Source organism: Pseudomonas sp. L5B5 (assembly GCF_020520285.1).
Lineage (GTDB): Bacteria > Pseudomonadota > Gammaproteobacteria > Pseudomonadales > Pseudomonadaceae > Aquipseudomonas.
This window is the reverse complement of sequence record NZ_CP084742.1, coordinates 5,629,377-5,653,857: the sequence shown is the minus strand read 5'-3', so window position 1 is coordinate 5,653,857 and position 24,481 is coordinate 5,629,377. Positions and strand designations below refer to the sequence as shown.

Annotated in this window: 27 protein-coding genes; 13 read left to right on the top strand and 14 right to left on the bottom strand. The window is 61.1% G+C overall.

The genetic code is table 11. From position 1 onward, the window contains the following. Positions 1-26: 26 nt before the first annotated feature. The 4 genes from groL to LGQ10_RS26000 form a co-directional block, all read right to left on the bottom strand. Complete coding sequence (gene groL / locus LGQ10_RS26015; RefSeq protein ID WP_226523630.1) at positions 27-1,673, bottom strand: chaperonin GroEL; 1,647 nt, start codon at positions 1,671-1,673, stop codon at positions 27-29. A 49-nt stretch (positions 1,674-1,722) separates the two neighbouring features. After that, complete coding sequence (locus LGQ10_RS26010) at positions 1,723-2,016, bottom strand: co-chaperone GroES (RefSeq protein WP_058435399.1); 294 nt, start codon at positions 2,014-2,016, stop codon at positions 1,723-1,725. A 254-nt stretch (positions 2,017-2,270) separates the two neighbouring features. Continuing rightward, positions 2,271-2,744 carry an FxsA family protein gene (locus LGQ10_RS26005; protein WP_058435400.1) on the bottom strand — a complete coding sequence of 158 codons (474 nt, stop codon included), beginning with the start codon at positions 2,742-2,744 and terminating at the stop codon, positions 2,271-2,273. Between the two features lie 66 nt (positions 2,745-2,810). Beyond that, positions 2,811-3,542 carry a HugZ family protein gene (locus tag LGQ10_RS26000; RefSeq protein ID WP_226523629.1) on the bottom strand — a complete coding sequence of 244 codons (732 nt, stop codon included), beginning with the start codon at positions 3,540-3,542 and terminating at the stop codon, positions 2,811-2,813. Positions 3,543-3,700: 158 nt separating this feature from the next. Here LGQ10_RS26000 and LGQ10_RS25995 point away from each other — a divergent pair, with 158 nt between their 5' ends. Next, the gene (locus LGQ10_RS25995) at positions 3,701-4,459 is read left to right on the top strand and encodes an SDR family oxidoreductase (protein ID WP_226523628.1); all 759 of its coding nucleotides are present in this window, start codon (positions 3,701-3,703) and stop codon (positions 4,457-4,459) included. Positions 4,460-4,553: 94 nt separating this feature from the next. Here the strand turns inward: LGQ10_RS25995 and apbC are convergent, their stop codons facing one another. Further along, on the bottom strand, positions 4,554-5,648 hold the full coding sequence (gene apbC / locus LGQ10_RS25990; RefSeq protein WP_226523627.1) for an iron-sulfur cluster carrier protein ApbC: 1,095 nt from the start codon (positions 5,646-5,648) through the stop codon (positions 4,554-4,556). 182 nt (positions 5,649-5,830) lie between these two features. Between apbC and metG the strand changes: the two genes are divergently transcribed. The 8 genes from metG to LGQ10_RS25950 all read left to right on the top strand — a co-directional run bounded on the left by metG (position 5,831) and on the right by LGQ10_RS25950 (position 12,890). Beyond that, positions 5,831-7,882: a methionine--tRNA ligase gene (gene metG, locus LGQ10_RS25985; protein WP_226523626.1), complete on the top strand. Its 2,052-nt coding sequence runs from the start codon at positions 5,831-5,833 to the stop codon at positions 7,880-7,882. Between the two features lie 127 nt (positions 7,883-8,009). Further along, the gene (locus LGQ10_RS25980; RefSeq protein WP_226523625.1) at positions 8,010-8,588 is read left to right on the top strand and encodes an Rnf-Nqr domain containing protein; all 579 of its coding nucleotides are present in this window, start codon (positions 8,010-8,012) and stop codon (positions 8,586-8,588) included. Further along, positions 8,585-9,793, top strand: coding sequence for an electron transport complex subunit RsxB (rsxB, locus tag LGQ10_RS25975; RefSeq protein WP_226523624.1), 1,209 nt, complete (start codon positions 8,585-8,587; stop codon positions 9,791-9,793). Before LGQ10_RS25980 ends, rsxB begins: the two co-directional genes overlap by 4 nt. Continuing rightward, positions 9,780-10,769, top strand: coding sequence for an RnfABCDGE type electron transport complex subunit D (locus tag LGQ10_RS25970; RefSeq protein WP_226523623.1), 990 nt, complete (start codon positions 9,780-9,782; stop codon positions 10,767-10,769). Before rsxB ends, LGQ10_RS25970 begins: the two co-directional genes overlap by 14 nt. Then, positions 10,766-11,377, top strand: coding sequence for an RnfABCDGE type electron transport complex subunit G (locus LGQ10_RS25965; protein WP_226523622.1), 612 nt, complete (start codon positions 10,766-10,768; stop codon positions 11,375-11,377). The genes LGQ10_RS25970 and LGQ10_RS25965 overlap by 4 nt, the downstream gene beginning before the upstream one ends. Further along, a complete protein-coding gene (locus LGQ10_RS25960; RefSeq protein ID WP_226523621.1) occupies positions 11,370-11,957 on the top strand; it encodes an Rnf-Nqr domain containing protein in 588 nt (195 codons plus the stop codon). Before LGQ10_RS25965 ends, LGQ10_RS25960 begins: the two co-directional genes overlap by 8 nt. Before the next feature lie 7 nt (positions 11,958-11,964). Next, entirely contained in the window at positions 11,965-12,603 is a 639-nt protein-coding gene (gene nth, locus LGQ10_RS25955) for an endonuclease III (RefSeq protein WP_226523620.1), read from the top strand. A 107-nt stretch (positions 12,604-12,710) separates the two neighbouring features. Continuing rightward, a complete protein-coding gene (locus LGQ10_RS25950; protein WP_226523619.1) occupies positions 12,711-12,890 on the top strand; it encodes a PA3496 family putative envelope integrity protein in 180 nt (59 codons plus the stop codon). Between the two features lie 140 nt (positions 12,891-13,030). Here LGQ10_RS25950 and LGQ10_RS25945 read toward each other — a convergent pair whose 3' ends face one another. The 5 genes from LGQ10_RS25945 to LGQ10_RS25925 form a co-directional block, all read right to left on the bottom strand. After that, a complete protein-coding gene (locus LGQ10_RS25945; protein WP_058433207.1) occupies positions 13,031-13,657 on the bottom strand; it encodes a response regulator transcription factor in 627 nt (208 codons plus the stop codon). 315 nt (positions 13,658-13,972) lie between these two features. Continuing rightward, positions 13,973-14,212, bottom strand: a complete 240-nt coding sequence (locus LGQ10_RS25940; RefSeq protein ID WP_058437349.1) for a hypothetical protein — start codon at positions 14,210-14,212, stop codon at positions 13,973-13,975. Positions 14,213-14,392: 180 nt separating this feature from the next. Then, entirely contained in the window at positions 14,393-14,809 is a 417-nt protein-coding gene (locus tag LGQ10_RS25935) for a hypothetical protein (RefSeq protein ID WP_226523618.1), read from the bottom strand. A 315-nt stretch (positions 14,810-15,124) separates the two neighbouring features. Continuing rightward, positions 15,125-16,342: an argininosuccinate synthase gene (locus LGQ10_RS25930; protein WP_058437351.1), complete on the bottom strand. Its 1,218-nt coding sequence runs from the start codon at positions 16,340-16,342 to the stop codon at positions 15,125-15,127. A gap of 128 nt (positions 16,343-16,470) precedes the next feature. After that, positions 16,471-17,385: a flagellar protein MotY gene (locus LGQ10_RS25925; RefSeq protein ID WP_058437352.1), complete on the bottom strand. Its 915-nt coding sequence runs from the start codon at positions 17,383-17,385 to the stop codon at positions 16,471-16,473. A gap of 157 nt (positions 17,386-17,542) precedes the next feature. Here LGQ10_RS25925 and pyrC point away from each other — a divergent pair, with 157 nt between their 5' ends. Both pyrC and rnt read left to right on the top strand, forming a co-directional pair. Beyond that, positions 17,543-18,589 carry a dihydroorotase gene (gene pyrC, locus LGQ10_RS25920; RefSeq protein WP_058436725.1) on the top strand — a complete coding sequence of 349 codons (1,047 nt, stop codon included), beginning with the start codon at positions 17,543-17,545 and terminating at the stop codon, positions 18,587-18,589. Beyond that, positions 18,586-19,257 carry a ribonuclease T gene (gene rnt, locus LGQ10_RS25915; protein WP_058436726.1) on the top strand — a complete coding sequence of 224 codons (672 nt, stop codon included), beginning with the start codon at positions 18,586-18,588 and terminating at the stop codon, positions 19,255-19,257. Before pyrC ends, rnt begins: the two co-directional genes overlap by 4 nt. 69 nt (positions 19,258-19,326) lie before the next feature. On the opposite strand, the gene LGQ10_RS25910 is transcribed toward rnt, so the two are convergent. Further along, positions 19,327-19,929: a peroxiredoxin gene (locus LGQ10_RS25910; protein WP_019693358.1), complete on the bottom strand. Its 603-nt coding sequence runs from the start codon at positions 19,927-19,929 to the stop codon at positions 19,327-19,329. A gap of 324 nt (positions 19,930-20,253) precedes the next feature. Here LGQ10_RS25910 and LGQ10_RS25905 point away from each other — a divergent pair, with 324 nt between their 5' ends. Both LGQ10_RS25905 and bfr read left to right on the top strand, forming a co-directional pair. After that, positions 20,254-20,472, top strand: a complete 219-nt coding sequence (locus LGQ10_RS25905; RefSeq protein ID WP_058436727.1) for a bacterioferritin-associated ferredoxin — start codon at positions 20,254-20,256, stop codon at positions 20,470-20,472. A 203-nt stretch (positions 20,473-20,675) separates the two neighbouring features. Beyond that, the gene (gene bfr, locus LGQ10_RS25900) at positions 20,676-21,149 is read left to right on the top strand and encodes a bacterioferritin (protein WP_022640618.1); all 474 of its coding nucleotides are present in this window, start codon (positions 20,676-20,678) and stop codon (positions 21,147-21,149) included. A 133-nt stretch (positions 21,150-21,282) separates the two neighbouring features. Here bfr and grxD read toward each other — a convergent pair whose 3' ends face one another. The 3 genes from grxD to LGQ10_RS25885 form a co-directional block, all read right to left on the bottom strand. Next, positions 21,283-21,624 (bottom strand): Grx4 family monothiol glutaredoxin, encoded by a 342-nt coding sequence (gene grxD / locus LGQ10_RS25895; RefSeq protein WP_058436728.1) that lies wholly within the window; start codon positions 21,622-21,624, stop codon positions 21,283-21,285. A gap of 96 nt (positions 21,625-21,720) precedes the next feature. Next, positions 21,721-23,829 carry a molybdopterin oxidoreductase family protein gene (locus tag LGQ10_RS25890; RefSeq protein ID WP_226523617.1) on the bottom strand — a complete coding sequence of 703 codons (2,109 nt, stop codon included), beginning with the start codon at positions 23,827-23,829 and terminating at the stop codon, positions 21,721-21,723. Between the two features lie 132 nt (positions 23,830-23,961). Beyond that, entirely contained in the window at positions 23,962-24,252 is a 291-nt protein-coding gene (locus LGQ10_RS25885) for a hypothetical protein (RefSeq protein ID WP_058435650.1), read from the bottom strand. Positions 24,253-24,481 lie beyond the last annotated feature (229 nt).

Genomic DNA, 24,481 nt, shown 5'->3' with positions numbered 1-24,481 from the left:
TTTTTCAGTGCTGGGGTAAGGCTGGCTTACATCATGCCGCCCATGCCACCCATGCCGCCCATGTCTGGCATACCGCCGCCAGCTGGAGCATCTTTCTTCGGAGCGTCGGCAACAGCGGCCTCGGTGGTCAGGATCAGACCGCCGATGGAAGCTGCAGCTTGCAGGGCCGAACGGGTTACCTTGGTTGGATCCAGGATGCCCATTTCGATCATGTCGCCGTATTCGCCGGAAGCGGCGTTGTAACCGAAGTTACCCTGGCCGTTCTTCACTTCGTTGACCACAACGCTTGGCTCGTCGCCGCTGTTAGCGGAGATCTGGCGCAGCGGAGCTTCAACAGCGCGACGCAGAACCGCGATACCCACGTCCTGGTCAGCGTTGTCGCCCTTGAGGTCGACGATCGCTTGCAGGGCACGGATCAGGGCTACGCCACCGCCAGGCACCACGCCTTCTTCAACGGCTGCGCGGGTAGCGTGCAGGGCGTCTTCAACGCGGGCTTTCTTCTCTTTCATTTCAACTTCGGAACCGGCGCCAACCTTGATCACCGCAACGCCACCGGACAGCTTGGCCAGGCGCTCTTGCAGTTTTTCACGGTCGTAGTCCGAGGAAGTCTCGGCCACTTGGGCACGGATCTGAGTGATACGGGCTTCGATGTCGGCCTGGTTGCCAGCACCGTCGACAACGGTGGTGTTTTCCTTGGACAGGGTCACGCGCTTGGCGCTACCCAGGTGCTCCAGGGTGGTGCTTTCCAGGCTCAGACCGATTTCTTCGGAGATCACGGTACCGCCGGTCAGGACGGCGATGTCCTGCAGCATGGCCTTGCGACGATCGCCGAAGCCTGGAGCCTTGACGGCTGCAACCTTCACGATGCCACGCATGTTGTTCACAACCAGGGTCGCCAGGGCTTCGCCTTCGACGTCCTCAGCCACGATCAGCAGTGGGCGGCCGGCTTTGGCAACGGCTTCCAGCACTGGCAGCATTTCGCGGATGTTGGAGATCTTCTTGTCCACCAGCAGGATCAGCGGGCTGTCCAGCTCGGCAACCATGGTGTCCGGCTTGTTGACGAAGTAAGGGGACAGGTAGCCACGGTCGAACTGCATGCCTTCAACGACCGACAGTTCGTTTTCCAGGCCAGTGCCTTCTTCAACGGTGATCACGCCTTCTTTACCCACTTTCTCCATGGCTTCGGCAATGATGTCGCCGATGGAGTTGTCGGAGTTGGCGGAGATGGTACCTACCTGAGCGATGGCCTTGGTGTCGGCGCATGGCTTGGACAGGTTCTTCAGCTCTTTGACGATGGCGATGGTCGCCTTGTCGATGCCGCGCTTGAGGTCCATCGGGTTCATGCCGGCAGCGACGGCCTTCAGGCCTTCGTTGACGATCGACTGAGCCAGGACGGTAGCGGTGGTGGTGCCGTCGCCTGCGTCATCGTTGGCACGGGAGGCAACGTCCTTGACCAGCTGCGCGCCCATGTTCTCGAAACGGTCTTCCAGTTCGATTTCCTTGGCTACGGAAACGCCATCCTTGGTGATGGTCGGAGCGCCGAAGCTCTTTTCCAGGATCACGTTACGGCCTTTCGGGCCCAGGGTCGCTTTTACCGCGTCAGCCAGGACGTTGACACCGGTGAGCATTTTCTTGCGGGCGGAGTCGCCGAATTTAACTTCTTTAGCAGCCATGATCGATATTCCTTAAATACTTTGTAGTAACGGGAAAATGAGCGGGGAATCAGCCTTCGATAACGGCGAGAATTTCGTTCTCGGCCATTACCAGCAGGTCTTCACCGTCTACCTTCACAGTGTTGCTGCCGGAGTAAGGGCCGAACACAACCTTGTCACCCACTTTCACGGCCAGCGCACGTACTTCACCGCTTTCCAGCACTTTGCCGGTACCAACAGCGATCACTTCGCCGCTGTTGGCTTTTTCAGCAGCCGAACCTGGCAGAACGATACCGCCAGCGGTTTTCTTCTCTTCTTCGCTGCGACGGATGACGACGCGGTCATGCAGAGGACGAAGCTTCATTGTCGATCTCTCCTAATTATGGTTTTCAGCGGCCGGTGTCGTTACCGGCGGGTTAACAAATCCGGCGTGGCCGGTTGCGGCTCGACGAGCGAGACGCGGAAGTCTGTCTGGTGTCGCCACCAGAAACCTTGCGGTGACCGATACATAAGGGCGCATAAGGCTATTACAAGGGCCGGCTGATGAAATTTTTTACATCGCCTGCGCAATAACGAACACGGCACCCGAAGGTGCCGTGTTTTCAAGGCTGGAGGCGATCAGTCACGATGCTCGAATTCGCCTTCGATGACATTCGGCTCGCGACCCAGCGGCTGCTGGGGCGCGGGACCACCACGGGCCGCGCGCATATCGTCGGCAAAAGCCCGTTGGCGCAGGGCCTGCTCCTCGGCACGCTGGCGCATCTTGTTGGCCAGCAGGCGACGGCTGATCGGCAACAGCATGAGCAGGCCGAACACGTCACTGATGAAACCCGGCAGGATCAACAGGCCGCCGCCCAGGGCCAGCATCAGGCCCTCCAGCATCTGCTGGGCCGGCAGCTCGCCGCGATTGAGGCTTTCACGGGCACGCAGGGCGGTGGCCAGCCCGGCCACACGCAATACCATCACACCCAGCACCGAACCGAGGATGATCAGCAGCAGGGCCGGGAAAAACCCTATGGCCGCGCTGACCTTGACGAAAACGAACAGTTCCAGCACCGGGAACAACAAAAAGAGCAACAGAAAAGGGCGCATCAAATGGTTTCCTCTACGGAAGAATGCCTTCCAGTAGACCGTAAATGACGTCGCCAATTCGTGAATTCAAGCATCCACGGCCTGATTTTTCGGCCACTGATCGGCACGAGCCAGAAAAACCAAGGCTTCGCGCACTTGTGTCGGCGTGTTGCAAGGCGCCTGGAACGGCAGCCAGTACAGCGCCTGGCCGATCCGCAGGTGCATGCCCTCGGTATCGATCCCGGCCATGTGAGCCGGTACCTTGTCAGGCAAGCCGGTCAGTTCGACGTAGTGGGCGATGGCATTGGCATGATCGCTGTTCATGTGTTCCACCATGCTCAGCTCGGCCTTGCCGGCAAACGGGTTGGCCAGGGTCAGCTGGTCAACCCAGTGGATGGCGCCGAAACCGCCGATGTACCGATGCCGCACCGGCTTGAGGACCCAGAAGTCGAAATCGTGGGCCTTGTGATAGTTCTGCGAATCGGGGAAGTAGCGATAGTAGCGCTCGGCGGCAGCTTCGATCGCGCCCTCGTCGGAGAGCTTCTCGGCCTCGGACAGGTAGGTCAGGCGCCCCACTGCCTGGATGTCGTCGGCATCACGCTCGCCCACCAGCAGCGAACACTTGGGGTCCTTCTGCAGGTTGTGGGTGTGCTGGGCGATGCGGCTGATGAGAATCAACGGATAGCCTTGCGCATCCAGGCAATACGGCACCACGGAACCGAAGGGAAAACCCGGCATGGACTTGGAATGCGTCGACAGCACGCCACGGTATTCCTTGAGCAGCAGTTCTCGTGCATTCTTGGCAGCTTCAACGCTCACTTTATGACTCCTTTGATGAAGTCCGTCGAAAACGGACGGGCTACCTGGACATGGTCCGGCTACGCCAGCGGGGGGAATACTTGTCTGCAGCCTGGCCCGGCTGTCGCAGAGGCTCCCCGACAAGGACCCCCTCTCACGACCACTAGCAGGGCATGCGAATGCAACTCACTGACAAAGTAATCATTATCACCGGCGGTTGCCAGGGGCTGGGCCGCTCCATGGGCGAGTATTTCGCCAGCCGCGGGGCCAAGCTGGCCCTGGTGGACCTGAACCAGGAAAAACTCGACCAGGCCGTCGCAGCCTGCGAGGCCCTTGGCGTCGAAGCCCGCGCCTATCTATGCAACGTGGCCAACGAAGAACAGGTCGAGCACATGGTGGCCCAGGTCGTCGAAGATTTCGGCGCCCTCCACGGCCTGATCAACAACGCCGGGATCCTGCGCGATGGCCTGCTGCTCAAGGTCAAGGACGGCGAAATGGCCAAGATGAGCCTGGCCCAATGGCAGTCGGTGATCGACGTCAACCTGACCGGCGTGTTCCTGTGCACCCGGGAAGTGGCGGCGAAGATGGTGCAGCTCAAGAGCAGCGGTACGATCATCAACATCTCGTCCATTTCCCGCGCCGGCAACATTGGCCAGACCAACTATTCCGCGGCCAAGGCCGGGGTGGTAGCGGCTACCGTGACCTGGGCCAAGGAACTCGCACGCTACGGCATCCGCGTGGCAGGCATCGCTCCGGGCTTCATCGAGACCGAGATGACCCTGGGCATGAAACCCGAGGCCCTGGAAAAGATGACCGCCGGCATTCCGCTCAAGCGCATGGGCACGCCGCAAGAGATCGCCCATTCGGCGGCCTACATTTTCGAGAACGATTACTACACCGGACGCATCCTGGAAATGGACGGCGGCTTGCGGCTCTAACCCCCTAAACGACTGCTCCCCACCCTTGCGGCGCGGGAGCGGACCCGACAGCGCTTGCCGCACCCAACGGGTACGGCAAGCAGCCAGGTCGCAATCAATCGTCGCTGATGGTGATGTTGGGCATCGCCGGGGCGGCGGCTTCCTGCAACACGATGCGCGCCCCGACGTGCCGGGCCAGTTCCTGGTAGACCATGGCGATCTGGCTATCCGGCTCGGCGATTACCGTCGGCTTGCCACCGTCGGCCTGCTCGCGGATCAGCATCGACAGCGGCAACGAAGCCAGCAGTTCGACGTCGTACTGGCTGGCCAGTTTCTCGCCGCCACCTTCGCCAAACAGATGCTCGGCATGGCCGCAATTGGAGCAGATGTGCACTGCCATGTTCTCCACCACCCCCAGCACCGGGATGTTGACCTTGTTGAACATCTCGACGCCCTTGCGCGCATCCAGCAAAGCCAGGTCCTGGGGAGTGGTGACGATCACCGCCCCGGCCACCGGAACCTTCTGCGCCAGGGTCAGCTGGATGTCGCCGGTGCCCGGCGGCATGTCGATCACCAGGTAGTCGAGGTTGCCCCAGTCGGTCTGGGTCACCAGTTGCTGCAAGGCCCCGGAGGCCATGGGGCCGCGCCAGACCATCGGGGTGTTGTCGTCGGTGAGGAAGGCCATGGACATGACCTCCACGCCGTGGGCCTGGATCGGCACGAACCATTTCTGGTCCTTGATCCTGGGTCGGGTGCCCTCGGCGATCCCGAACATGATGCCCTGACTCGGGCCATAGATGTCGGCGTCGAGGATGCCCACCCGGGCGCCTTCACGTGCCAGGGCCAGGGCCAGGTTGGCCGCGGTGGTGGACTTGCCGACCCCGCCCTTGCCGGACGCCACTGCCACCACGTTCTTGACATTGGCCAGAGCCGGCACCTGGGCCTGGGCCTTGTGCGCGACGATCACGCTGCTGATCTCGACCTTGGCCGAGCCCACGCCATCCAGGCCCTCGATGGCCAACTGCAGCATCTGCGCCCAGCCGCTCTTGAACAGGTCGGCGGCATACCCCAGTTCCAATCGGACCGAGACCCGGTCGCCCTGGACATCGATGTCCCGCACACAGCCGGCGCTGAGCGGATCCTGGTTCAGGTAGGGGTCGGTGTACTGGCGAAGCACGGCTTCCACCGCTGCGCGATTGACGGCGCTCATGGGCAACTCCGATAACAAGACAGGAAAATCAGCCGGCTATCCTACGCCGCCGTTCCCTTCGTGGCGAGGGAACGGCACTGGCCCCAGAGCCACCTGCGGCCACAAGCATGCCTGGAAGGGTGAAAATTCCGTCCCGGCGTTTTATAGTGGCCGACCTTCGTTTCATCAAGTAGCCGAGCCCCATGTCCGAGCCACGCAAGATCCTCGTCACCAGCGCCCTGCCCTATGCCAATGGTTCCATCCACCTTGGCCACATGCTCGAGTACATCCAGACCGACATGTGGGTGCGCTTCCAGAAGCACCGCGGCAACCAATGCATCTATGTCTGCGCCGACGACGCACACGGCTCGGCCATCATGTTGCGCGCGGAAAAGGAAGGCATCACCCCGGAACAGCTGATCGCCAACGTCCAGGCTGAACACAGCGCCGACTTCGCCGATTTCCTGGTGGACTTCGACAACTTCCACTCGACCCACGCCGAAGAAAACCGCGAACTGTCGAGCCAGATCTATCTCAAGCTGCGGGATGCCGGGCACATTGCCACGCGCTCCATCACCCAGTATTTCGACCCGGACAAGAAAATGTTCCTGGCCGACCGCTTCATCAAGGGCACCTGCCCCAAGTGCGGCACCGAAGACCAGTACGGCGACAACTGCGAGAAATGCGGCGCCACCTACGCGCCCACCGACCTGAAGGATCCGAAGTCGGCGATCTCCGGTGCCACGCCGGTGCTCAAGGAGTCCCAGCACTTTTTCTTCAAGCTGCCGGATTTCCAGCAGATGCTGCAGGCCTGGACCCGCAGCGGCACCCTGCAGGACGCCGTGGCCAACAAGATCGCCGAATGGCTGGACGCGGGCCTGCAGCAGTGGGACATCTCCCGCGATGCTCCGTACTTCGGCTTCGAGATCCCCGATGAGCCGGGCAAGTATTTCTATGTCTGGCTGGACGCGCCGATCGGCTACATGGCTAGCTTCAAGAACCTTTGCGCCCGTCGTCCCGAACTGGACTTCGACGCATTCTGGAGCAAGGATTCCAGCGCCGAGCTGTATCACTTCATCGGCAAGGACATCGTCAACTTCCACGCCCTGTTCTGGCCCGCCATGCTCGAAGGCGCCGGCTATCGCAAGCCGAGCGGCATCAATGTCCACGGTTACCTGACCGTCAATGGCCAGAAGATGTCCAAGTCCCGTGGCACCTTCATCAAGGCCCGCACCTACCTGGACCACCTGTCGCCGGAATACCTGCGCTACTACTACGCCTCCAAGCTGGGCCGTGGCGTCGACGACCTGGACCTGAACCTCGAGGACTTCGTGCAGAAGGTCAACTCCGACCTCGTGGGCAAGGTGGTGAACATCGCCAGCCGTTGCGCCGGCTTCATCCACAAGGGCAATGCCGGGGTAATGGTCGACAACAACGCCGCTCCCGAGCTGACCGAGGCGTTCCTGGCCGCCGCGCCGAGCATCGCCGACGCCTATGAGGCCCGCGACTTCGCCCGGGCCATGCGTGAAATCATGGGCCTGGCCGACCGCGCCAACGCCTGGATCGCCGACAAGGCGCCCTGGTCGCTGAACAAGCAGGAAGGCAAGCAGGATGAGGTCCAGGCCATCTGCGCCACCGGCATCAACCTGTTCCGCCAGTTGGTGATCTTCCTCAAGCCGGTGCTGCCGGCACTGGCTGCCGACGCCGAGGCCTTCCTCAACGTGGCGCCGCTGACCTGGAACGATCACCAGCAACTGCTGGCCAACCATCAGCTCAACGAATTCAAGCCGCTGATGACCCGTATCGACCCGGTAAAAGTGCAAGCCATGACCGACGCCTCCAAGCAAGACCTGGCCGCCACCCAGACCGACACCGGTGCAGCCACGCCAACGGGCAATGGCGAATTGGCCAAGGATCCACTGTCGCCGGAAATCGACTTCGACACCTTCGCTGCCGTCGACCTGCGCGTGGCACTGATCATCAAGGCCGAAGCCGTGGAGGGCGCGGACAAGCTGCTGCGCCTGACCCTGGATATCGGTGATGAACAGCGCAATGTGTTCTCCGGGATCAAGAGTGCCTACCCGGACCCGTCCAAGCTCGATGGGCGCATGACCATGATGATCGCCAACCTCAAGCCGCGGAAGATGAAGTTCGGTATTTCCGAAGGCATGGTGATGGCAGCCGGCCCTGGCGGTGAAGAGATCTACCTGCTGAGCCCCGACAGCGGCGCCAAGCCCGGCCAGCGGATCAAGTAAGGCGGCCTGCTGGACCCCATCCCCCCGTTGCCCCTCGCGCAACGGGGGGATTTGCATATCTGGGCAACCCCGCCTACGCGCCAGTTGCCTACTCTTGAGGGACAGCCTGCTTGCACCGGCACCGACCATGACCCACCTCCTGCTCGCTCTTGTCAGCACCGCCCTGGTCAACAACTTCGTGTTGCACTGGCCGCTGGGCGCCGATCCGCTGCTCCAGGCGCAGTCCGAGGACAGACGGCGGCTCCACGCCCTGGGCCTGGCGACCACGATCTTGATGCTGGTCAGCAGTGTCCTGGGAACACTCCTTTATCGTGCGCTGCTGGCACCCTGGGGCCTGGAGTCGTTGCAACTGTTCGTCTGGCTGCCCCTGAACCTGTTGTTGATCCAGCCACTGCTGCAGGTGCTGGCACGGGCCCTGCCCGGGCTGCCATTCGATGGTCTCTGGCCCTTGCTCCTGGGCAACGCCGGTGTGCTCGGCCTGCTGCTGGCTGGCAGCCAGGGCAACCTGGGGCTCGCCACCCTGGGGGCGATGAGCCTGGGGGCTGGCCTGGGGTTCTGGCTGGTGCTCGGCCTGTTCAGTGACCTGCGCCAGCGTGTCCGCAACAACGATATCCCCCTGCCCTGGCAGGGCCTGCCGCTCGACCTGATCGGCGCCGGCCTGCTGGCAGTGGCGTTCCTAGGCTTCAACGGACTGGTCAAACCATGAGTCTGATTCAACGCATCGATGCCCTCCTGCCCCAGACCCAGTGCGGCAAATGCGGCCATCCCGGATGCAAACCCTACGCCCAGGGCATCGCCCGTGGCGAGGCCATCAACAAGTGCCCGCCCGGTGGGCAGGAAACCATTGCCGGCCTCGCCCAACTGCTGCAACTGCCGGTCCTGGATCTGGATCGCAGCCGTGGCGAAGCCCCGGCCCAGGTTGCCTACATCCGCGAGGCCGAATGCATCGGCTGCACCAAATGCATCCAGGCCTGCCCGGTGGATGCCATTGTCGGCGCAGCGAAGCTGATGCACACCGTCCTCGTCGACGAATGCACCGGCTGTGACCTATGCGTAGCACCCTGCCCGGTGGACTGCATCGACATGCTGCCCCTGCCTCAGGACCGGGTCGTACCGATTGTCGGCGGCCTGGCCCATAGCCCGGAGCAACGGCAAGCGCGCGCCAGCAAACGCGAGCACGCCAGGCGACGCTTCGAGCAACGCAACGAACGACTGCAACGCGAAGAAGCCCGACGCCTGGCCGAACGCCAGGCCCGTGCCCAGAAAGCCGCCCAGCCTGCCGACAGCGGCGACAATCCGGTCCAGGCGGCTATCGAGCGGGTCCGCGCGCAAAAGGCCGCGGCAGCCGATGCCGCACTGAAGAAGGCCAAGATCGAACTGGCCATGAGCCGGGCCCAGTTGAACAAGTCGCTCAAGGCCTTCGGGCACCCGCCAACCTTCGAGCAGCAGTCGCAGTTGATCATCCTGCAACGCCAGTTCGAAGCCGCCGAGCAGGCCCTGGCCCACCTGGAGGCCCAGACCCCGGCCACGCCACCGCCAGCGGCTCCCAAGGATGCCAATCTCAAGCGCGCCAAGATCCAGCTGGCCACCCGCCGCGCCGAACTGAAAAAGGCCGAGGCTGCGGGCGCCCCGTCCGCCGAGCTGGAGGCCTTGAGCGCAGCCCTGGCGGCTGCCGAACAGGACCTGCATGCCGCCGAGGACGCCAGCGCGAAACCGGCGCCAGTGCTCACCCGTATCGAGAAACGCCCCATCGCCCCACAACTGCGACGGCTCAAGACGGAACTGGCCTACGCCCGGGCCGAACTGCACAAGCTGCAGCGCCAGGCTGACAGCAGCGCCGAGCAACTGGCCCGGGCCCGGGAGCGCCTGAGCGACGTCGAGCGCCAGGTGGATGCCCATGTCGCTGGCTGAGGGTACCGACCCACGCCTGCATCAAGCCATGCAGCGCGTGTTGCTGGCCCTCTTGCCGGGACTGCTGGTGCTGCTGTGGCTGTACGGCTGGGGAGTACTGCTGAACCTGCTGCTGGCCGCCAGTGGCGCGCTGGCCATGGAGGCCGTGGTGCTGTTCCTGCGCAAGCGCCCGCTTAGGCCCTCTCTGTGCGACGGTAGCGCGCTGGTCAGCGCCACTCTGCTGGCCCTGGCCCTGCCGGCCTATTGTCCCTGGTGGCTGGCGCCAAGTGCCGCGGCCAGTGCCATGCTCCTGGGCAAGCATGTGTACGGTGGCGTCGGGCAGAACCCCTTCAACCCGGCCATGCTGGGCTATGCCCTGGCTCTTGTATGTTTCCCGCAATCGATGACCCATTGGCCCGCCCCCCAGGCCCTGGGGTTGCTCGACGGCCTGCAACTGGCCTTCGGCCTGGACAGCCTGCGCCCGGATGCCTGGGCCCAGGCCACCGCACTGGACAGCTTGCGCATCAACAAGAGCCTGACCATCGACGAACTGTTTGCCGGCAACCCGGCCTTCGGTCACTTCGGTGGTCGTGGCGCCGAGTGGGTCAACCTGGGTTTTCTCGCCGGCGGTCTGTTCCTGTTGCAACAGCGCGTCATCAGTTGGCACGCCCCCATGGGCATGCTCGCCAGCCTGCTGCTCATCAGCCTGGTGTGCTGGAACGGCACGGGCTCCGACTCCCACGGCTCGCCGCTGTTCCACCTGCTCGCCGGCGCCAGCATGCTGGGTGCCTTCTTCATCGTCACCGAACCGGTATCGGGCCCCAAGACGGCCCGGGCTCGCCTGATGTTCGGCATCGGGGTCGGCCTGCTGACCTACCTGATCCGTACCTGGGGCAGCTACCCCGATGGCATGGCCTTCGCCGTGTTGCTGATGAACCTGGCGGTACCGGCCCTGGAACGCCATTGCAGCGCACAGCCAGCCGGGGATCGGCCATGAAGAACCTGCGCAACCTGTTGCTGCTGGCAGCTCTTGGTCTCCTGGGTATCGGCACCACCTTGTGGCTGCAACACGCCACGGCACCACGGATCACGACCGAACAACGGGCCCTGCAGGCACGCAAGCTCCTGGACCTGCTGCCGGCGGGCAGCTATGACAATCAACCCCTGGACCAGCCACTGCTCCTGCCTAACGTACAACTGGATCACAGCCGCCTGCTGGAGGGTTACCTGGCCACCCGCAACGGCCAGCCCAGCGCCCTGTTGCTGCGCAGCCAGGTCACGGGGTATGCAGGGCCCATCGAACTGCTGATCGCCATCGACAGCCAGGGTCGCCTGCTAGGCAGCAAGGCCCTGAAGCAGGGTGAAACCCCCGGGCTTGGGGGACGTATCGGCGAGCAGCCCAGTGCCTGGCTGGCCGGTTTCGCCGGCAAGTCCCGCAACGATCCGGGCGACAGTGCCTGGGCCTTGAAGAAAGACCAGGGCCAGTTCGACCAGATCGCGGGGGCCACGATCACCTCTCGTGCAGCGATCAGCGCCCTGCACGACGCCCTGCGCTACTTCGACGAGCACCGTGAATCACTGATCAACGGAGCCTCCCATGAATAAACCGCTGGCCCTGCCCGGGCTGCTGATGCTTCCCGCACTGATCGGTGCCACGGATTCCTGGGTCAAGGCCCTGGGCATGGTCCTGTGTTTCCTGTTGCTGATGACGCTCTACAGTATCGGCATGCGACTGTTGCGCCCGCGCCTGGGAGCCGACCGCCAGCACCTGCTGGCCAGTCTGTTGCTGGGAGCCTCTTTGGGCAGTTGCCTGTGGCTGGCAGTGCAAGCCTGGAGCTACCAACTGCATCAACAACTGGGCCTGTACCTGGCAGTGCTGCCGCTGCAATGCGTGGCCATGGAGCAGGCCGGTTTTTTTCAACGTACCGACCGACTGCGCCTGGGCATTGCCTTCTGTAGCGCCCTGATCGTCCTGGGCGCCTTGCGCGAACTGCTGGGAACCGGCGCACTGGGCCGCCACCTGGGCTGGCTCGTGGGCCTGGACGACACGGGAAACGGCTGGGTGCTGCTACCCGATGGCGGCCTGCACCTGCTGACTCTTGCCCCTGGCGGTTTTATCCTGCTGGGCCTGTTGCTGGCCGCCCAACGAGCCTGGTCCCTCAACCGATCGCCTTCGAGGAAATGAAGCACCCATGAATGCAGCCAAACGCCTGGAAATATTTCGCCGGCTCCACGAAGACAATCCCGAACCGAAAACCGAACTGGCCTACTCCTCGCCGTTCGAACTGCTGATTGCGGTGATTCTCTCGGCCCAGTCGACCGACGTCGGCGTCAACAAGGCGACCGCCAAGCTCTTTCCCGTGGCCAACACGCCCGCGGCCATCCACGCCCTGGGCATCGATGGCTTGTCGGAGTACATCAAGACCATCGGCCTTTACAACAGCAAGGCGAAGAACGTCATCGAGACCTGCCGCTTGCTGGTGGAGCGCCACGGCAGCGAGGTGCCGCAAACCCGTGAGGAGCTCGAAGCTCTACCCGGTGTCGGCCGCAAGACCGCCAACGTGGTGCTCAATACCGCCTTCCGCCAGCTGACCATGGCCGTGGACACGCACATTTTCCGGGTCAGCAACCGCACCGGCCTGGCACCTGGCAAGAATGTGGTGGAAGTGGAGAACAAATTGATGAAGTTCGTGCCCCGGGAATACCTGCTGGATTCCCATCACTGGCTCATCCTGCATGGCAGGTATGTCTGCCTGGCCCGCAAGCCACGTTGCGGTAGTTGCCGAATCGAGGACCTTTGCGAATACAAGCAGAAGACTTCCGATGATTGATCGAACATTGAATTTCTTCATGCATCGATTGAAAAAATCTTTTTTACCCGCCAGGAGATTATCGATATAAGGAGCGCCAACGGCAGTCCTAGCCTGGAGTTGACCTTATGAGTGCTGGCAAAGAACAACTGGACGTAGAAGACGATTTCACTGCGGCAGAAACAGAGGATGCCGAACCTGCCGTCGAGGTGGCGAAAACCAATCTGAGCAAGCGCCGTACCATCGACAACCTCCTGGAAGAGCGGCGTCTGAAAAGGCAGTTGGCCGATTACGACTTTGATCTTTAGCAACAAGAAAACCTCCAGCTGGAGGTTTTTTTGTACCCTGGTTTTCCCTGCTTCCTAGCGGTCGGCCCTACAGGCCGACCCAGCACTTGCCACACCTCGAGGACCACCCGGTTCCTTGCTACCGCTAAAAACCGCAAAGTTCATATCAGCCGATGTCGCTGGGCGAACTCAATCAAGTCGACCAATGATCGGGCATTGAGCTTGGTCAGCAGGCGACGCTTGTAGGTACTGACCGTCTTGTTGCTCAAGCACAAGCCTTCAGCGATCTCCTTGTTACTCATGCCGCTGGTAAGTTGCTTCAATACCACCAGTTCACGCCCTGAAAGCAATTCGATCATTTCTTCCTCGCTGCTGACCCCCTGGCTGGAACGGAAGGTGTGAAGGGCTTCATTGGGGAAATAGCTGTAGCCGGCCAGCACCGCCCGTACCGCACTGATCAGCTCGGTGATGTCCTGTTGCTTGCACACATAACCGGCAGCTCCAGCCTGCATGCAACGCATCGAAAAAGGCCCGGGAGTTTGCAAGGTCAATACCAGGATCTTTATCGGCATGGCCCGGGACATCAGCCGAGTAATGACTTCAAGGCCATCAAGTTTCGGAAGTCCAATATCCAGTATCAGGATGTCGGGTACATACTCCATCGCCAACTTCAATGCATCCGTACCATTGTCCGTTTCCGCTATAACTTCAAAACCATGTCGCTCCATCAACATACGTACAGCCAGACGAGTTACAGGATGATCGTCCACGATCAAGACTCTTTTCATAGGTCCGTCCAGGTCCTGAGATTTTTTAGAGCCAGCACCATACCCGAGAGAAATGACTCTGGCACGGCGTCTCGGGTGGCTACGACTGTCGGAGGACGTTCCTTACAAACAATACCGAATCGCCTTACAAAATAACTTTTACAATGGGCGATAAACTTGAAAAGCACATAGGACTAATCGACACGCAAGCTACTTTCCGTACTAACAGAAATTTAATAACAAAAGATAGAGTATTGTTTCCAAATCTTTAGAACATAAGAACAACCGCAATAGCTATTCAACCCACCCACTATAAATTTTCACCCAAAGAGTGGGCTACTGGACTTGCCGTCGATTGATCAAGTGCGCCTTTATTTCATCGGCATATGCCGTCAGACCCTCTTCATGCCCCTGGAACAACTCGCACATCCTCTGCAACGCGTCGGCGTCCGCGCCATTGCCGGATTGGCGTAGCAACTGGGCAATGCGCCTGAGTTCCACCGCCGACCAGCGCAGGTCCGAGGCTGTGCCTTGCAGGTCACGCCTGAAGTCATTTTCCAAGTCATTGAGCCGCATGCTGATCTCCTGGGCTGGTGCTCATCCGATCCTGAACATCATAGGCCCTGCCCTGCGACCTGCCAGATCAAACGTCGACTGGTGCCATGCAACCCACGGCCCGGACGGAAAAATCCGGAGCTCCCGAGGGAGCTCCAGAGCACCGGGACGTGCCCGACAAAGGATCGCCAGTCTTCGCATTCAATCGCAAGTGGCGTGGTAGCGCCCCTTGGGGTTCTTGAATGAGAAGGCATGGCAGGTCTTGAGGCGGGTATTGGGGTCCGTGGATTTATAGATGTAGGCCGTCACATGCTGCTTGCCCTTGAACGGCTCGATACCGCCTATGTGCCACAAGTTACTTTTCAGGTAGAGGTCGGTATTGGCGACGCTGTTGTAGCCATTGGTGATGGATTCGCTCGCCGATTGGCTGAGGGTCTGGCGAATGGTGGTGTCTTCTCCATCGGTGGATTTGGTCTCGAACTGTTCTTCGGTAATCGGTGCCCAACCGCTGCAATCGGCATCGCTGCAGACATAGACCGCCGCCAGCGAGTGGCTGGAAAGCGCAGCCAGGCCCAACGTCGATACCAGGGGTAGCAGGCAGGATTTGAGTGTTTTCATTGGAGTCCCTCCCAATCGGAACTTGATGGGTGCAATGTTGCGTGAAGGTCTTGCCACCCCCTGGCCGATTACCGATAGCCTCCTGGCAGCCAGGGGCAGGAGCCTTGATAAACCTTAGTCCTGCTCGCACCGGCCCCACCACGGAGAAATGCTTCCCCGACAACCCCGATGACCTCTCGGATTGCCTGCAGGCAGGACGTCTTTTGAGCCCCATAAAAAAACGCCGCGGGACTCAATGAGCCAGCGGCGTTTGTCTCGGGTCACCGCAGTGGGTAGCGGTGTGCCTGTCGCGACCTGACACGGCCGCTCAAGCGATCAGAGCAGGGTCCGACCCTTGTTGGCAGCAATGCGCATGCGCAGTGCGTTGAGCTTGATGAAGCCTGCTGCATCCGCCTGGTTGTAGGCGCCACCATCTTCTTCGAAGGTGGCGATGTTGGCGTCGAACAGCGAGTCGTCGGACTTGCGGCCGGTAACGATGACATTGCCCTTGTACAGCTTCAGGCGTACCACGCCATTTACGCTGGCCTGGGAAGCATCGATCATCTGTTGCAGCATCAGACGTTCCGGGCTCCACCAGTAACCGGTGTAGATCAGGCTGGCGTACTTGGGCATCAGCTCGTCCTTGAGGTGGGCCACTTCACGATCCAGGGTGATGGACTCGATGGCGCGGTGCGCGCGCAGCATGATGGTGCCACCAGGGGTCTCGTAGCAGCCACGAGACTTCATGCCCACATAGCGGTTCTCGACGATATCCAGGCGGCCGATACCGTTCTCGCCGCCAATGCGGTTCAGGGTCGCCAGCACGGTGGCCGGGCTCATGTCCACACCATCGATGGCCACGATGTCGCCGTTGCGATAGGTCAGCTCGAGGTAGGTTGGCGTGTTGGGAGCGTTCTCCGGGGAGACGGTCCAGCGCCACATGTCTTCTTCGTGCTCGGTCCAGGTGTCTTCCAGCACGCCGCCTTCATAGGAGATGTGCAGCAGGTTGGCGTCCATGGAGTAAGGAGACTTCTTCTTGCCATGGCGCTCGATCGGGATGGCGTGCTTTTCGGCATAGTCCATCAGCTTCTCGCGGGACAGCAGGTCCCACTCGCGCCAGGGAGCGATCACCTTCACGCCCGGCTTGAGGGCATAGGCGCCCAGTTCGAAACGCACCTGGTCGTTGCCCTTGCCGGTGGCGCCATGGGAGATGGCGTCGGCGCCGGTCTCGTTGGCGATCTCGATCAGGCGCTTGGCGATCAGTGGACGGGCGATGGAGGTACCCAGCAGGTACTCGCCTTCATAGACGGTGTTGGCACGGAACATCGGGAAGACGAAATCACGCACGAATTCTTCGCGCAGATCGTCGATGTAGATCTCTTTGACACCCATGGCTTGAGCCTTGGCGCGGGCCGGTTCGACCTCTTCGCCCTGGCCCAGGTCAGCAGTGAAAGTCACTACTTCACAGTTGTAGGTATCCTGCAGCCACTTGAGGATCACCGAAGTGTCCAGGCCGCCCGAATACGCGAGAACGACCTTGTTAACGTCCGCCATGCCATCACTCCACGGGTTGTACGGAAAGCCGTCGAGTCTACCGATCAATGCGGATAATTTACAGAGGCGCGACAGCTTATGACGCCCAGGCGACAAATTATGTCAGGCGGGCGACGATGAAAACCGGGTCATGAGGTGGCCGCGGCCCCAGCTCCGGACGCCGCCTGGGGCGTGGTGGCCGGTTTTTCAGTAGGTGCTACCCGCTCCAGATGCACATTGACCCGACGGTTCTTCGCCCGGTTGGCAGGGTTGGTGTTGGGCGCCAGGGGATAGCGCTCGCCATGAAAGCGCACGACGATCTGGCTCTCGGCCAGGCCGTTGGCCTTGAAGAACTCCATGACCGCCAGCGCCCGGCGGCGTGACAGGTCACGGTTGGTCAGGCGGTTGCCGCTGTTGTCCGAGTGGCCGTCGAGTTCGACGTGATTGACCGTCGGGTCGGCCTTGATGAAGTCCACCATCACCTGCAACTTGGCCTTGGCCCGGGCGTCGAGTTCGATACCGCTCCCCGGGAAGCCGATCTCGGCCTGCTTGACCTGCTCATAGTTCATCGGCAGCAGCTTGGTCATGCAGGCCTGGTAATCGCTGTAGGCCTTGCTGAATTTCACCGGCAGCAGGCGCACTTCGGAAACACCGCCCTCACGGGAATAGTGACGGACCACAGGACTGCGCCCTTCCAGCAGACCGATGATCAGACGACCGGCCTGCATCTGGTTGCTGTTGAACAACACGCCATCGGTGCCGGCCCTGACGGCGCCGAGGTTGATGTCGCCACGTCCCGGCTGCCAAGGCGCGGCCGCCGCGAGCAGGGTCGCCGAACCACCCGCCTGCATCGGGTTGAAACTCTTGAGGCGGAAGATCGCCTGCTCGCCGGCACGGCGTACGAATTCGCCGGAGCCGAAATCGGTAACCGGCTGGATCAGGCGGCACTCGAACTTATCGCCTTCGACCGTCCACTCAATGCTCTCCAGACGGGTCTGGAAAGTGAGAGCCATCGCGGGCAGGCTGGCAAACACACTGAGCAAGGCTAGATAACGCTGGCGCACGGGAGGCTCCACTGACGTGTACAACAGAAAAATCGACAGGCGTGAATACGCCATACCTTCGGGGTATCGGTCGTGCTGAGCAAAACTTGATAGCGAGTGCCTGCAAGAGTCTTTTCCGGTAGGATTCCCCCCTAGTTTTACCCGCCTGGAACCTCCCATGTCCGACCGCCTGACCCTGCTGCGTCCCGACGACTGGCATATTCATCTTCGCGATGGTGCCGTGTTGCCCAATACAGTCGCGGATGTCGCGCGTACCTTTGGTCGCGCCATCATCATGCCCAACCTGGTACCTCCCGTGCGCAACGCCGCACAGGCCGATGCCTATCGCCAGCGTATCCTCGCTGCGCGCCCGACCGGCAGCCGCTTCGAGCCGCTGATGGTGCTCTACCTCACCGACCGCACCCAGCCGGACGAGATCCGCGAAGCCAAGGCGAGCGGCTTCGTGCATGCCGCCAAGCTGTACCCGGCAGGTGCGACCACCAACTCGGACTCGGGCGTGACCAGCATCGACACGATCTTCCCGGTGCTCGAAGCCATGGCCGAGGTCGGCCTGCCCCTGTTGGTCCACGGCGAAGTGACCCACGGCGACATCGATGTCTTCGACCGCGAGAAAATCTTCATCGATGAACACATGCGGCGGGTGGTCGAGCGCTTCCCTGCCCTGAAAGTGGTGTTCGAACACATCACCACTGCCGATGCGGTGCAGTTCGTCAACGAGGCCCCGGCCAACGTCGCCGCCACCATCACTGCGCATCACCTGCTGTACAACCGCAACCACATGCTGGTAGGCGGGATTCGCCCGCACTTCTATTGCTTGCCGATCCTCAAGCGCAATGTCCACCAGCATGCCCTGCTGGACGCGGCCACCAGCGGCAGCGAGAAGTTCTTCCTCGGCACCGACTCGGCGCCCCACGCCCAGCATGCCAAGGAAGCCGCCTGCGGCTGTGCCGGCTGCTACACCGCCTTTGCCGCGATCGAGTTGTATGCCGAGGCCTTCGAGCAGCGCAACGCGCTGGACAAACTGGAAGCCTTCGCCAGCCTCAATGGCCCGCGCTTCTATGGTCTGCCGGCCAACACCGATCGCATTACCCTGGTTCGTGAAGAATGGACCGCCCCTGCCAGCCTGCCATTCGGCGAGCTGACTGTCATTCCGCTGCGCGCCGGTGAAAAACTGCGCTGGCGCCTGCTGGAGGATCACTCGTGAGTGACGACCATTTCGACGACGAACAAGAAGGTAACAGCGGCGGTCCTCGCCACCCGATGGCGGCGCGCTTTCGCGGTTACCTGCCGGTCGTCGTCGACGTCGAGACCGGCGGCTTCAATTGCGCCACCGATGCCCTGCTGGAAATCGCCGCCACCACCATCGGCATGGACGAAAAGGGCTTCGTGTTCCCCGAGCACACCTACTTCTTCCGGGTCGAGCCATTTGAAGGCGCGAACATCGAAGCAGCGGCGCTGGAGTTCACCGGGATCAAGCTCGACCATCCATTGCGCATGGCCGTGAGCGAAGAAACCGCCCTCACCGATATTTTCCGTGGCGTGCGCAAGGCGCTGAAGGCCAATGGCTGCAAGCGCGCGATCCTGGTAGGTCACAACAGCAGCTTCGACCTGGGTTTCCTGAATGCCGCCGTGGCACGACTGGACATGAAGCGCAACCCGTTCCATCCGTTCTCAAGCTTCGACACCGCTACCCTGGCGGGCCTGGCTTACGGCCAGACGGTGCTGGCCAAGGCCTGTCAGAGCGCGGACATCGACTTCGACGGTCGCGAAGCCCATTCGGCCCGCTACGACACCGAGAAGACCGCCGACCTGTTCTGCGGCATCGTCAACCGCTGGAAACAAATGGGCGGCTGGCAGGACTTCGACGACTGAATGTCGAGTTCCACAGTCCCATAAAAAAACCGGCCCTGAGGCCGGTTTTTTTATGCGAGACGCCAGGCGTTACAGCTTGCCGGCGTTCTCGGTCAGGTAGGCAGCAACGCCTTCTGGCGAAGCGGTCATGCCTTTGTCGCCTTTTTTCCAGTTGGCTGGGCAGACTTCGCCGTGCTCTTCGTGGAATTGCAGGGCGTCGACCAGGCGGATCAGCTCTTCCATGTTGCGACCCAGCGGCAGGTCGTTGACGATCTGGGAGCGAACCACACCCTTGTCGTCGATCAGGAACGCGCCACGGAAGGCTACGCCGCCTTCGGACTCGACGTCGTAGGCCTTGGCGATGTCGTGCTTCATGTCGGCAGCCATGATGTATTGAACCTGACCGATGCCACCAGCATTGATCGGGGTGTTGCGCCAGGCGTTGTGGGTGAAGTGCGAGTCGATCGACACGGCGATCACTTCCACGTTGCGAGCCTTGAAGTCAGCCATGCGGTGATCCAGGGCGATCAGCTCGGACGGGCAGACGAAGGTGAAGTCCAGCGGGTAGAAGAACACCAGGCCGTATTTGCCTTTGATGGCCGAGGACAGGGTGAAGCTGTCGACGATTTCGCCATTGCCGAGAACGGCCGGGACGGTGAAGTCAGGGGCTTGTTTGCCTACGAGAACGCTCATTGGATATCTCCTGGTGTGGACGTACTGATGGAAGAAGGGGACCGGCCCCGAGTCTGTCATGTTGATGCGACAGCTGCGTGACCCGACCCCGCTTCGCAAGAACCGACCATCATACACGGCGTTTTTGAGCTGTCCTTAGTGGTTTTTCTCCGAGCCGGCCCGCCAGGCGAAAAATGCGATCGATCTGTGATTAACGAGGACAAAAGCCGTTCGTCACCCCGACTGGAAACGATGGACAAGGCTGTCGAAACCACTTTGACAATCATTCTCGTTAACATTAAGATCCATCGCAATTGAGCCCTAACCAGCGACGGTTCTCATCCTATGTATGTCTGCCTCTGCACCGGTGTCACCGACGGACAAATTCGCGAAGCGATCTACGAAGGTTGCTGCAGCTACCGTGAAGTGCGCCAAGCGACCGGCGTTGCCAGCCAGTGTGGCAAATGTGCCTGCCTGGCCAAGCAGGTAGTCCGTGAGACCCTGACCGAATTGCAGAGTGCCCAGGCAGCGATTTCCTATCCAGTGGAATTTAATGTCGCTTGATTTAATCGCCAAGATTCAAGAACCGGACCTAGTGTCCGGTTTTTTTATGTCTGTAATTCAATTGCTTAGGTGCAAAACGCGGAACACAAACATTCTTATTCCGATTAATTTTCATATATTATTCAATAACTTAGGTTTGACAGTAATCTTTGTGCAGCTCAGACTCTGCCCATATTCACCTAATTAAAGGGCAGGACCCCATCATGAAAGGCGACATTACAGTCATCCAGCATCTCAATAAAATCCTTGCCAATGAACTGGTCGCGATCAATCAGTACTTCCTGCATGCACGCATGTATGAAGATTGGGGCCTGAACAAGCTGGGCAAGCACGAGTATCACGAGTCCATCGATGAGATGAAGCATGCGGACAAGCTGATCAAGCGCATCCTCTTCCTCGAAGGCCTGCCTAACGTCCAGGACCTGGGCAAGCTGCACATCGGCGAACACACCAAGGAAATGCTCGAGTGCGACCTGCGTATCGAGCGTACCGGCCATGCAGACCTCAAGGCAGCAATCGCCCATTGCGAATCGGCCGGCGACTTCGGCAGCCGTGAACTGCTGGAAGATATCCTTGAGTCCGAAGAAGAACATATCGACTGGCTTGAAACCCAACTGGGCCTGATCGATAAAGTGGGTATCGAGAACTATCTGCAATCGCAAATGGGTGACGAGTAATTTAACTCGTCATACTTTCCCGACAATAAAAAGCCCCGCTTCTGGAAAAGAAGCGGGGCTTTTTTTGCATTACGTGGGCATGTTCGCGTAATGCACAGGAGCAGGCGGGCCCGCTCCTGAATATCAGCCTGACTCAGGCTTCGGTTTTGGCTGCAGCGGCCTTTTCGGCAGCCGCCTTGACCAGGGTCTGCAGCTCACCGTTGGCAAACATTTCAGCCATGATGTCGCTGCCACCGACCAGTTCACCGCCGACCCACAGCTGCGGGAAAGTAGGCCAGTTGGCGTACTTGGGCAGGTTGGCGCGAATTTCCGGGTTCTGCAGGATGTCCACGTAAGCGAACTTCTCGCCACAGCCCATCACGGCCTGCGCGGCTTTCGCGGAGAAGCCACACTGCGGGGCATTCGGAGAGCCTTTCATGTAGAGCAGGATGGTGTTGTTGGCAATCTGCTCTTTAATAGTTTCGATGATATCCATGGAACACCTCGGCTGAACTTTCCGACTCTGTTGTCGGCACGGTGGCGCATTGTAACGGAATCCGCTGCGCACTGCTTGGCCTGTCCGACAGACATCTCAAGCCGCCTCCACCTTGACCGGCACCCCGTTCAACGCGGCATTTCCCGACAACTCATCCAGGTGGCGCTCATCGGTGAGGTCGTTGGCACTGCAGCCCGGTTGTCCGGAAGCGATCCCCATCTGTACCCCAGAACGGGCATGTCCCCAGCCATGGGGCAAGCTCACCACGCCCGGCATCATCTCGCCACTGGCCAGGACCTCCACTTCCACCGTACCGACCCGGGAACTGATGCGCACCCGCTGGCCGTCGCTAAGCCCGCGCCGGGCCAGGTCCTGCGGATGCATCAGCAACTGGTGGCGAGGCTTGCCCTTCACCAGGCGATGATAATTGTGCATCCAGGAGTTGTTGCTGCGCACGTGCCGCCGCCCGATCAGCAGTAGCTCGTCCGCCTGCGGTGCAGGCTGCGCGGCAAAGCGTTGCAAGTCCGCCATGATCGCCGCTGGCGCGGCCTGGACCCGCCGGTTCTCGGTCTTCAGGCGCTGCGCCAGGTTCGGCTGCAACGGCCCCAGGTCCATGCCGTGGGGATGCTGGTCCAGCGTAGCCAGGGACAGCTTGAGCGGCGAGGCATCGCCGTAGAGCCCGGCCCGCAACCCCATATCGATCATCTGCGCCGGGGCCATGGTGGGCTTGAGCGAGCTGCCGGTTCTTGCGGCGAATGCCTTGGCCAGCCCGACGAAGATCTCCCAGTCGTGCAGTGCGCCCTCGGGCTTGGGCAGGATCGCCCGGTTGAAACGACTGACATTACGCACGGCAAAGAGATTGAACGTAGTGTCGTAGTGGTCGTTCTCCAGGGCCGAAGTGGACGGCAGGATAAGGTCCGCATAACGGGTGGTTTCATTGATGTACAGATCGATGCTGACCATGAACTCCAGACCGTCCAGGGCCTGCTCCAGGCGTCGGCCATTGGGCGTGGACAGCGCCGGATTGCCCGCCACCGTGACCAGGGCCCGGACTTGCCCTTCACCCTCGGTGAGCATCTCTTCGGCCAGGGCGGATACCGGCAGCTCACCGCCATACTCGGGAAGGCCGGAGACCCGACTCTGCCAGGCGTTGAAATGGCCGCCCGAGGTCGCTGCCACCAGGTCCAGCGCGGGGTCGGTACACAGCGCGCCCCCCACCCGATCGAGATTGCCGGTGATCAGGTTGAGCAATTGCAGCAGCCAGTGACACAGCGTGCCGAACGCCTGGGTCGAGACCCCCATACGCCCATAACACACCGCTCTGTCGGCACTGGCGAACTCCCTGGCCAGCTGGCGAATCTGCGACGCCGGGATCGCGCACAGCGGGCTCATGGCTTCTGCGGTGAAACGGGAAATCGCCTGACGCACGTCGGCCAGCCCATCCACCTGCAAATGGCTGTCCCGGGTCGGCCCATCCTGGAAAATGCTGTTCAGCAGACCGAACAGCAAGGCCACGTCCCCCCCTGGGCGAATGAACAGATGCTGGTCGGCCATCGCTGCCGTCTCGGTGCGCCGCGGGTCGACCACCACGACCTTGCCGCCACGGGCCTGGATGGCCTTCAGGCGTTTCTCCACGTCCGGCACCGTCATGATGCTGCCGTTGGAGGCCACAGGATTGCCACCGAAAATCAACATGAAATCGGTGTGATCGATATCGGGAATCGGCAACAGCAGACCATGGCCATACATCAGGTAACTGGTCAGGTGCTGGGGTAACTGGTCAACCGAGGTGGCCGAGAAACGGTTGCGGGTCTTGAGCTGGCCCAGGAAGTAGTTGCTGTGGGTCATCAGCCCGTAGTTGTGGACGCTGGGATTGCCCTGGTAAGTGGCGACAGCATCCTTGCCATGGCGTTGCTGGATGTCCGCCAGGCGCTCCGCCACCAGGGCGAAAGCTTCATCCCACTCGATCGGCTGCCATTCGTTGCCCACGCGTCGCACCGGGTGGCGCAGGCGATCCGGGTCTTCCTGGATGTCCTGCAGGGCCACGGCCTTGGGACAGATGTGACCACGGCTGAACGTATCCTGGTGGTCGCCCTTGATCGAGGTGATACGCGGGGCGCCCGGCTCTTGCTCGGTGATCTCCAAAGTCAGGCCGCAAATGGCTTCGCACAGGTGGCAGGCACGGTGATGCAGAGTCTTGGTCATGGCCAGTCTCTATTGTTTGACAGCACCTGGTCAGGCACCGGAGACGAAAACTATGGCGCCAGCCTCCAGTACACACCAGTGACGTTCGTCATATGAATCCACGGCCATCAACCCGGGACATGATCGCCGCTGTCAATTGGGCGGGAGCCTGGGCAAGCTCTCTGCCCCCACCTGCCCCCTCGATTCCACAGGTCCCTGCCCGGGGTAGCTTCCGGACAGTTGCGCAAGCAGCCGCCAATGTTCGTCGAGACCGGCACTGAGGGTCATCATCCGGTCGATCATCTTGCGCGCGGCGTCCCGGGTCACCTGGTCATCACTGCGCAGCAACTCGAACGAAAATGCGGTCACCGAAGCGGTCATGTCGGTGAGAGCCCGGGCCGTGAGCCCCAGCAGCGTCATCAATTGTTGCTCCTTGGACTCCATCGCAAACGCTTCCAGGCTGCTGATCCGCCTTTATAACCTCAGCACTTTGCATTAGGAAATGTTTCAGGCTGGCGACCGGGCAAGCCCTCGCCGGCAGGTCCCCGGCCCATGGGTCAGAAAGCGACCACAGTCCCACGGGCAGCGCCCCACCAGTTTGCCAAGCCGTGCCTGAGCAGTGTACAAATGCCCGGCTGCCGTCCGGAAACGGGTTTCGACAGTGCCCGCGCAC

Bases quoted from the DNA above. Each gene is read 5' to 3' on its own strand.
- metG (WP_226523626.1), top strand. From the start codon at position 5,831: ATGTCCGAGCCACGCAAGATCCTCGTCACCAGCGCCCTGCCCTATGCC.
- LGQ10_RS25930 (WP_058437351.1), bottom strand. From the start codon at position 16,342: ATGGCGGACGTTAACAAGGTCGTTCTCGCGTATTCGGGCGGCCTGGAC.
- LGQ10_RS25935 (WP_226523618.1), bottom strand. From the start codon at position 14,809: ATGAAAACACTCAAATCCTGCCTGCTACCCCTGGTATCGACGTTGGGC.
- LGQ10_RS25945 (WP_058433207.1), bottom strand. From the start codon at position 13,657: ATGAAAAGAGTCTTGATCGTGGACGATCATCCTGTAACTCGTCTGGCT.
- LGQ10_RS26010 (WP_058435399.1), bottom strand. From the start codon at position 2,016: ATGAAGCTTCGTCCTCTGCATGACCGCGTCGTCATCCGTCGCAGCGAA.
- LGQ10_RS25965 (WP_226523622.1), top strand. From the start codon at position 10,766: ATGAAGAACCTGCGCAACCTGTTGCTGCTGGCAGCTCTTGGTCTCCTG.
- LGQ10_RS25890 (WP_226523617.1), bottom strand. From the start codon at position 23,829: ATGACCAAGACTCTGCATCACCGTGCCTGCCACCTGTGCGAAGCCATT.
- LGQ10_RS25950 (WP_226523619.1), top strand. From the start codon at position 12,711: ATGAGTGCTGGCAAAGAACAACTGGACGTAGAAGACGATTTCACTGCG.
- grxD (WP_058436728.1), bottom strand. From the start codon at position 21,624: ATGGATATCATCGAAACTATTAAAGAGCAGATTGCCAACAACACCATC.
- LGQ10_RS25970 (WP_226523623.1), top strand. From the start codon at position 9,780: ATGTCGCTGGCTGAGGGTACCGACCCACGCCTGCATCAAGCCATGCAG.
- groL (WP_226523630.1), bottom strand. From the start codon at position 1,673: ATGGCTGCTAAAGAAGTTAAATTCGGCGACTCCGCCCGCAAGAAAATG.
- bfr (WP_022640618.1), top strand. From the start codon at position 20,676: ATGAAAGGCGACATTACAGTCATCCAGCATCTCAATAAAATCCTTGCC.
- LGQ10_RS25940 (WP_058437349.1), bottom strand. From the start codon at position 14,212: ATGCGGCTCAATGACTTGGAAAATGACTTCAGGCGTGACCTGCAAGGC.
- rsxB (WP_226523624.1), top strand. From the start codon at position 8,585: ATGAGTCTGATTCAACGCATCGATGCCCTCCTGCCCCAGACCCAGTGC.
- apbC (WP_226523627.1), bottom strand. From the start codon at position 5,648: ATGAGCGCCGTCAATCGCGCAGCGGTGGAAGCCGTGCTTCGCCAGTAC.
- LGQ10_RS25960 (WP_226523621.1), top strand. From the start codon at position 11,370: ATGAATAAACCGCTGGCCCTGCCCGGGCTGCTGATGCTTCCCGCACTG.
- nth (WP_226523620.1), top strand. From the start codon at position 11,965: ATGAATGCAGCCAAACGCCTGGAAATATTTCGCCGGCTCCACGAAGAC.
- LGQ10_RS26005 (WP_058435400.1), bottom strand. From the start codon at position 2,744: ATGCGCCCTTTTCTGTTGCTCTTTTTGTTGTTCCCGGTGCTGGAACTG.
- LGQ10_RS25910 (WP_019693358.1), bottom strand. From the start codon at position 19,929: ATGAGCGTTCTCGTAGGCAAACAAGCCCCTGACTTCACCGTCCCGGCC.
- LGQ10_RS25905 (WP_058436727.1), top strand. From the start codon at position 20,254: ATGTATGTCTGCCTCTGCACCGGTGTCACCGACGGACAAATTCGCGAA.
- LGQ10_RS25980 (WP_226523625.1), top strand. From the start codon at position 8,010: ATGACCCACCTCCTGCTCGCTCTTGTCAGCACCGCCCTGGTCAACAAC.
- LGQ10_RS25995 (WP_226523628.1), top strand. From the start codon at position 3,701: ATGCAACTCACTGACAAAGTAATCATTATCACCGGCGGTTGCCAGGGG.
- pyrC (WP_058436725.1), top strand. From the start codon at position 17,543: ATGTCCGACCGCCTGACCCTGCTGCGTCCCGACGACTGGCATATTCAT.
- LGQ10_RS25885 (WP_058435650.1), bottom strand. From the start codon at position 24,252: ATGGAGTCCAAGGAGCAACAATTGATGACGCTGCTGGGGCTCACGGCC.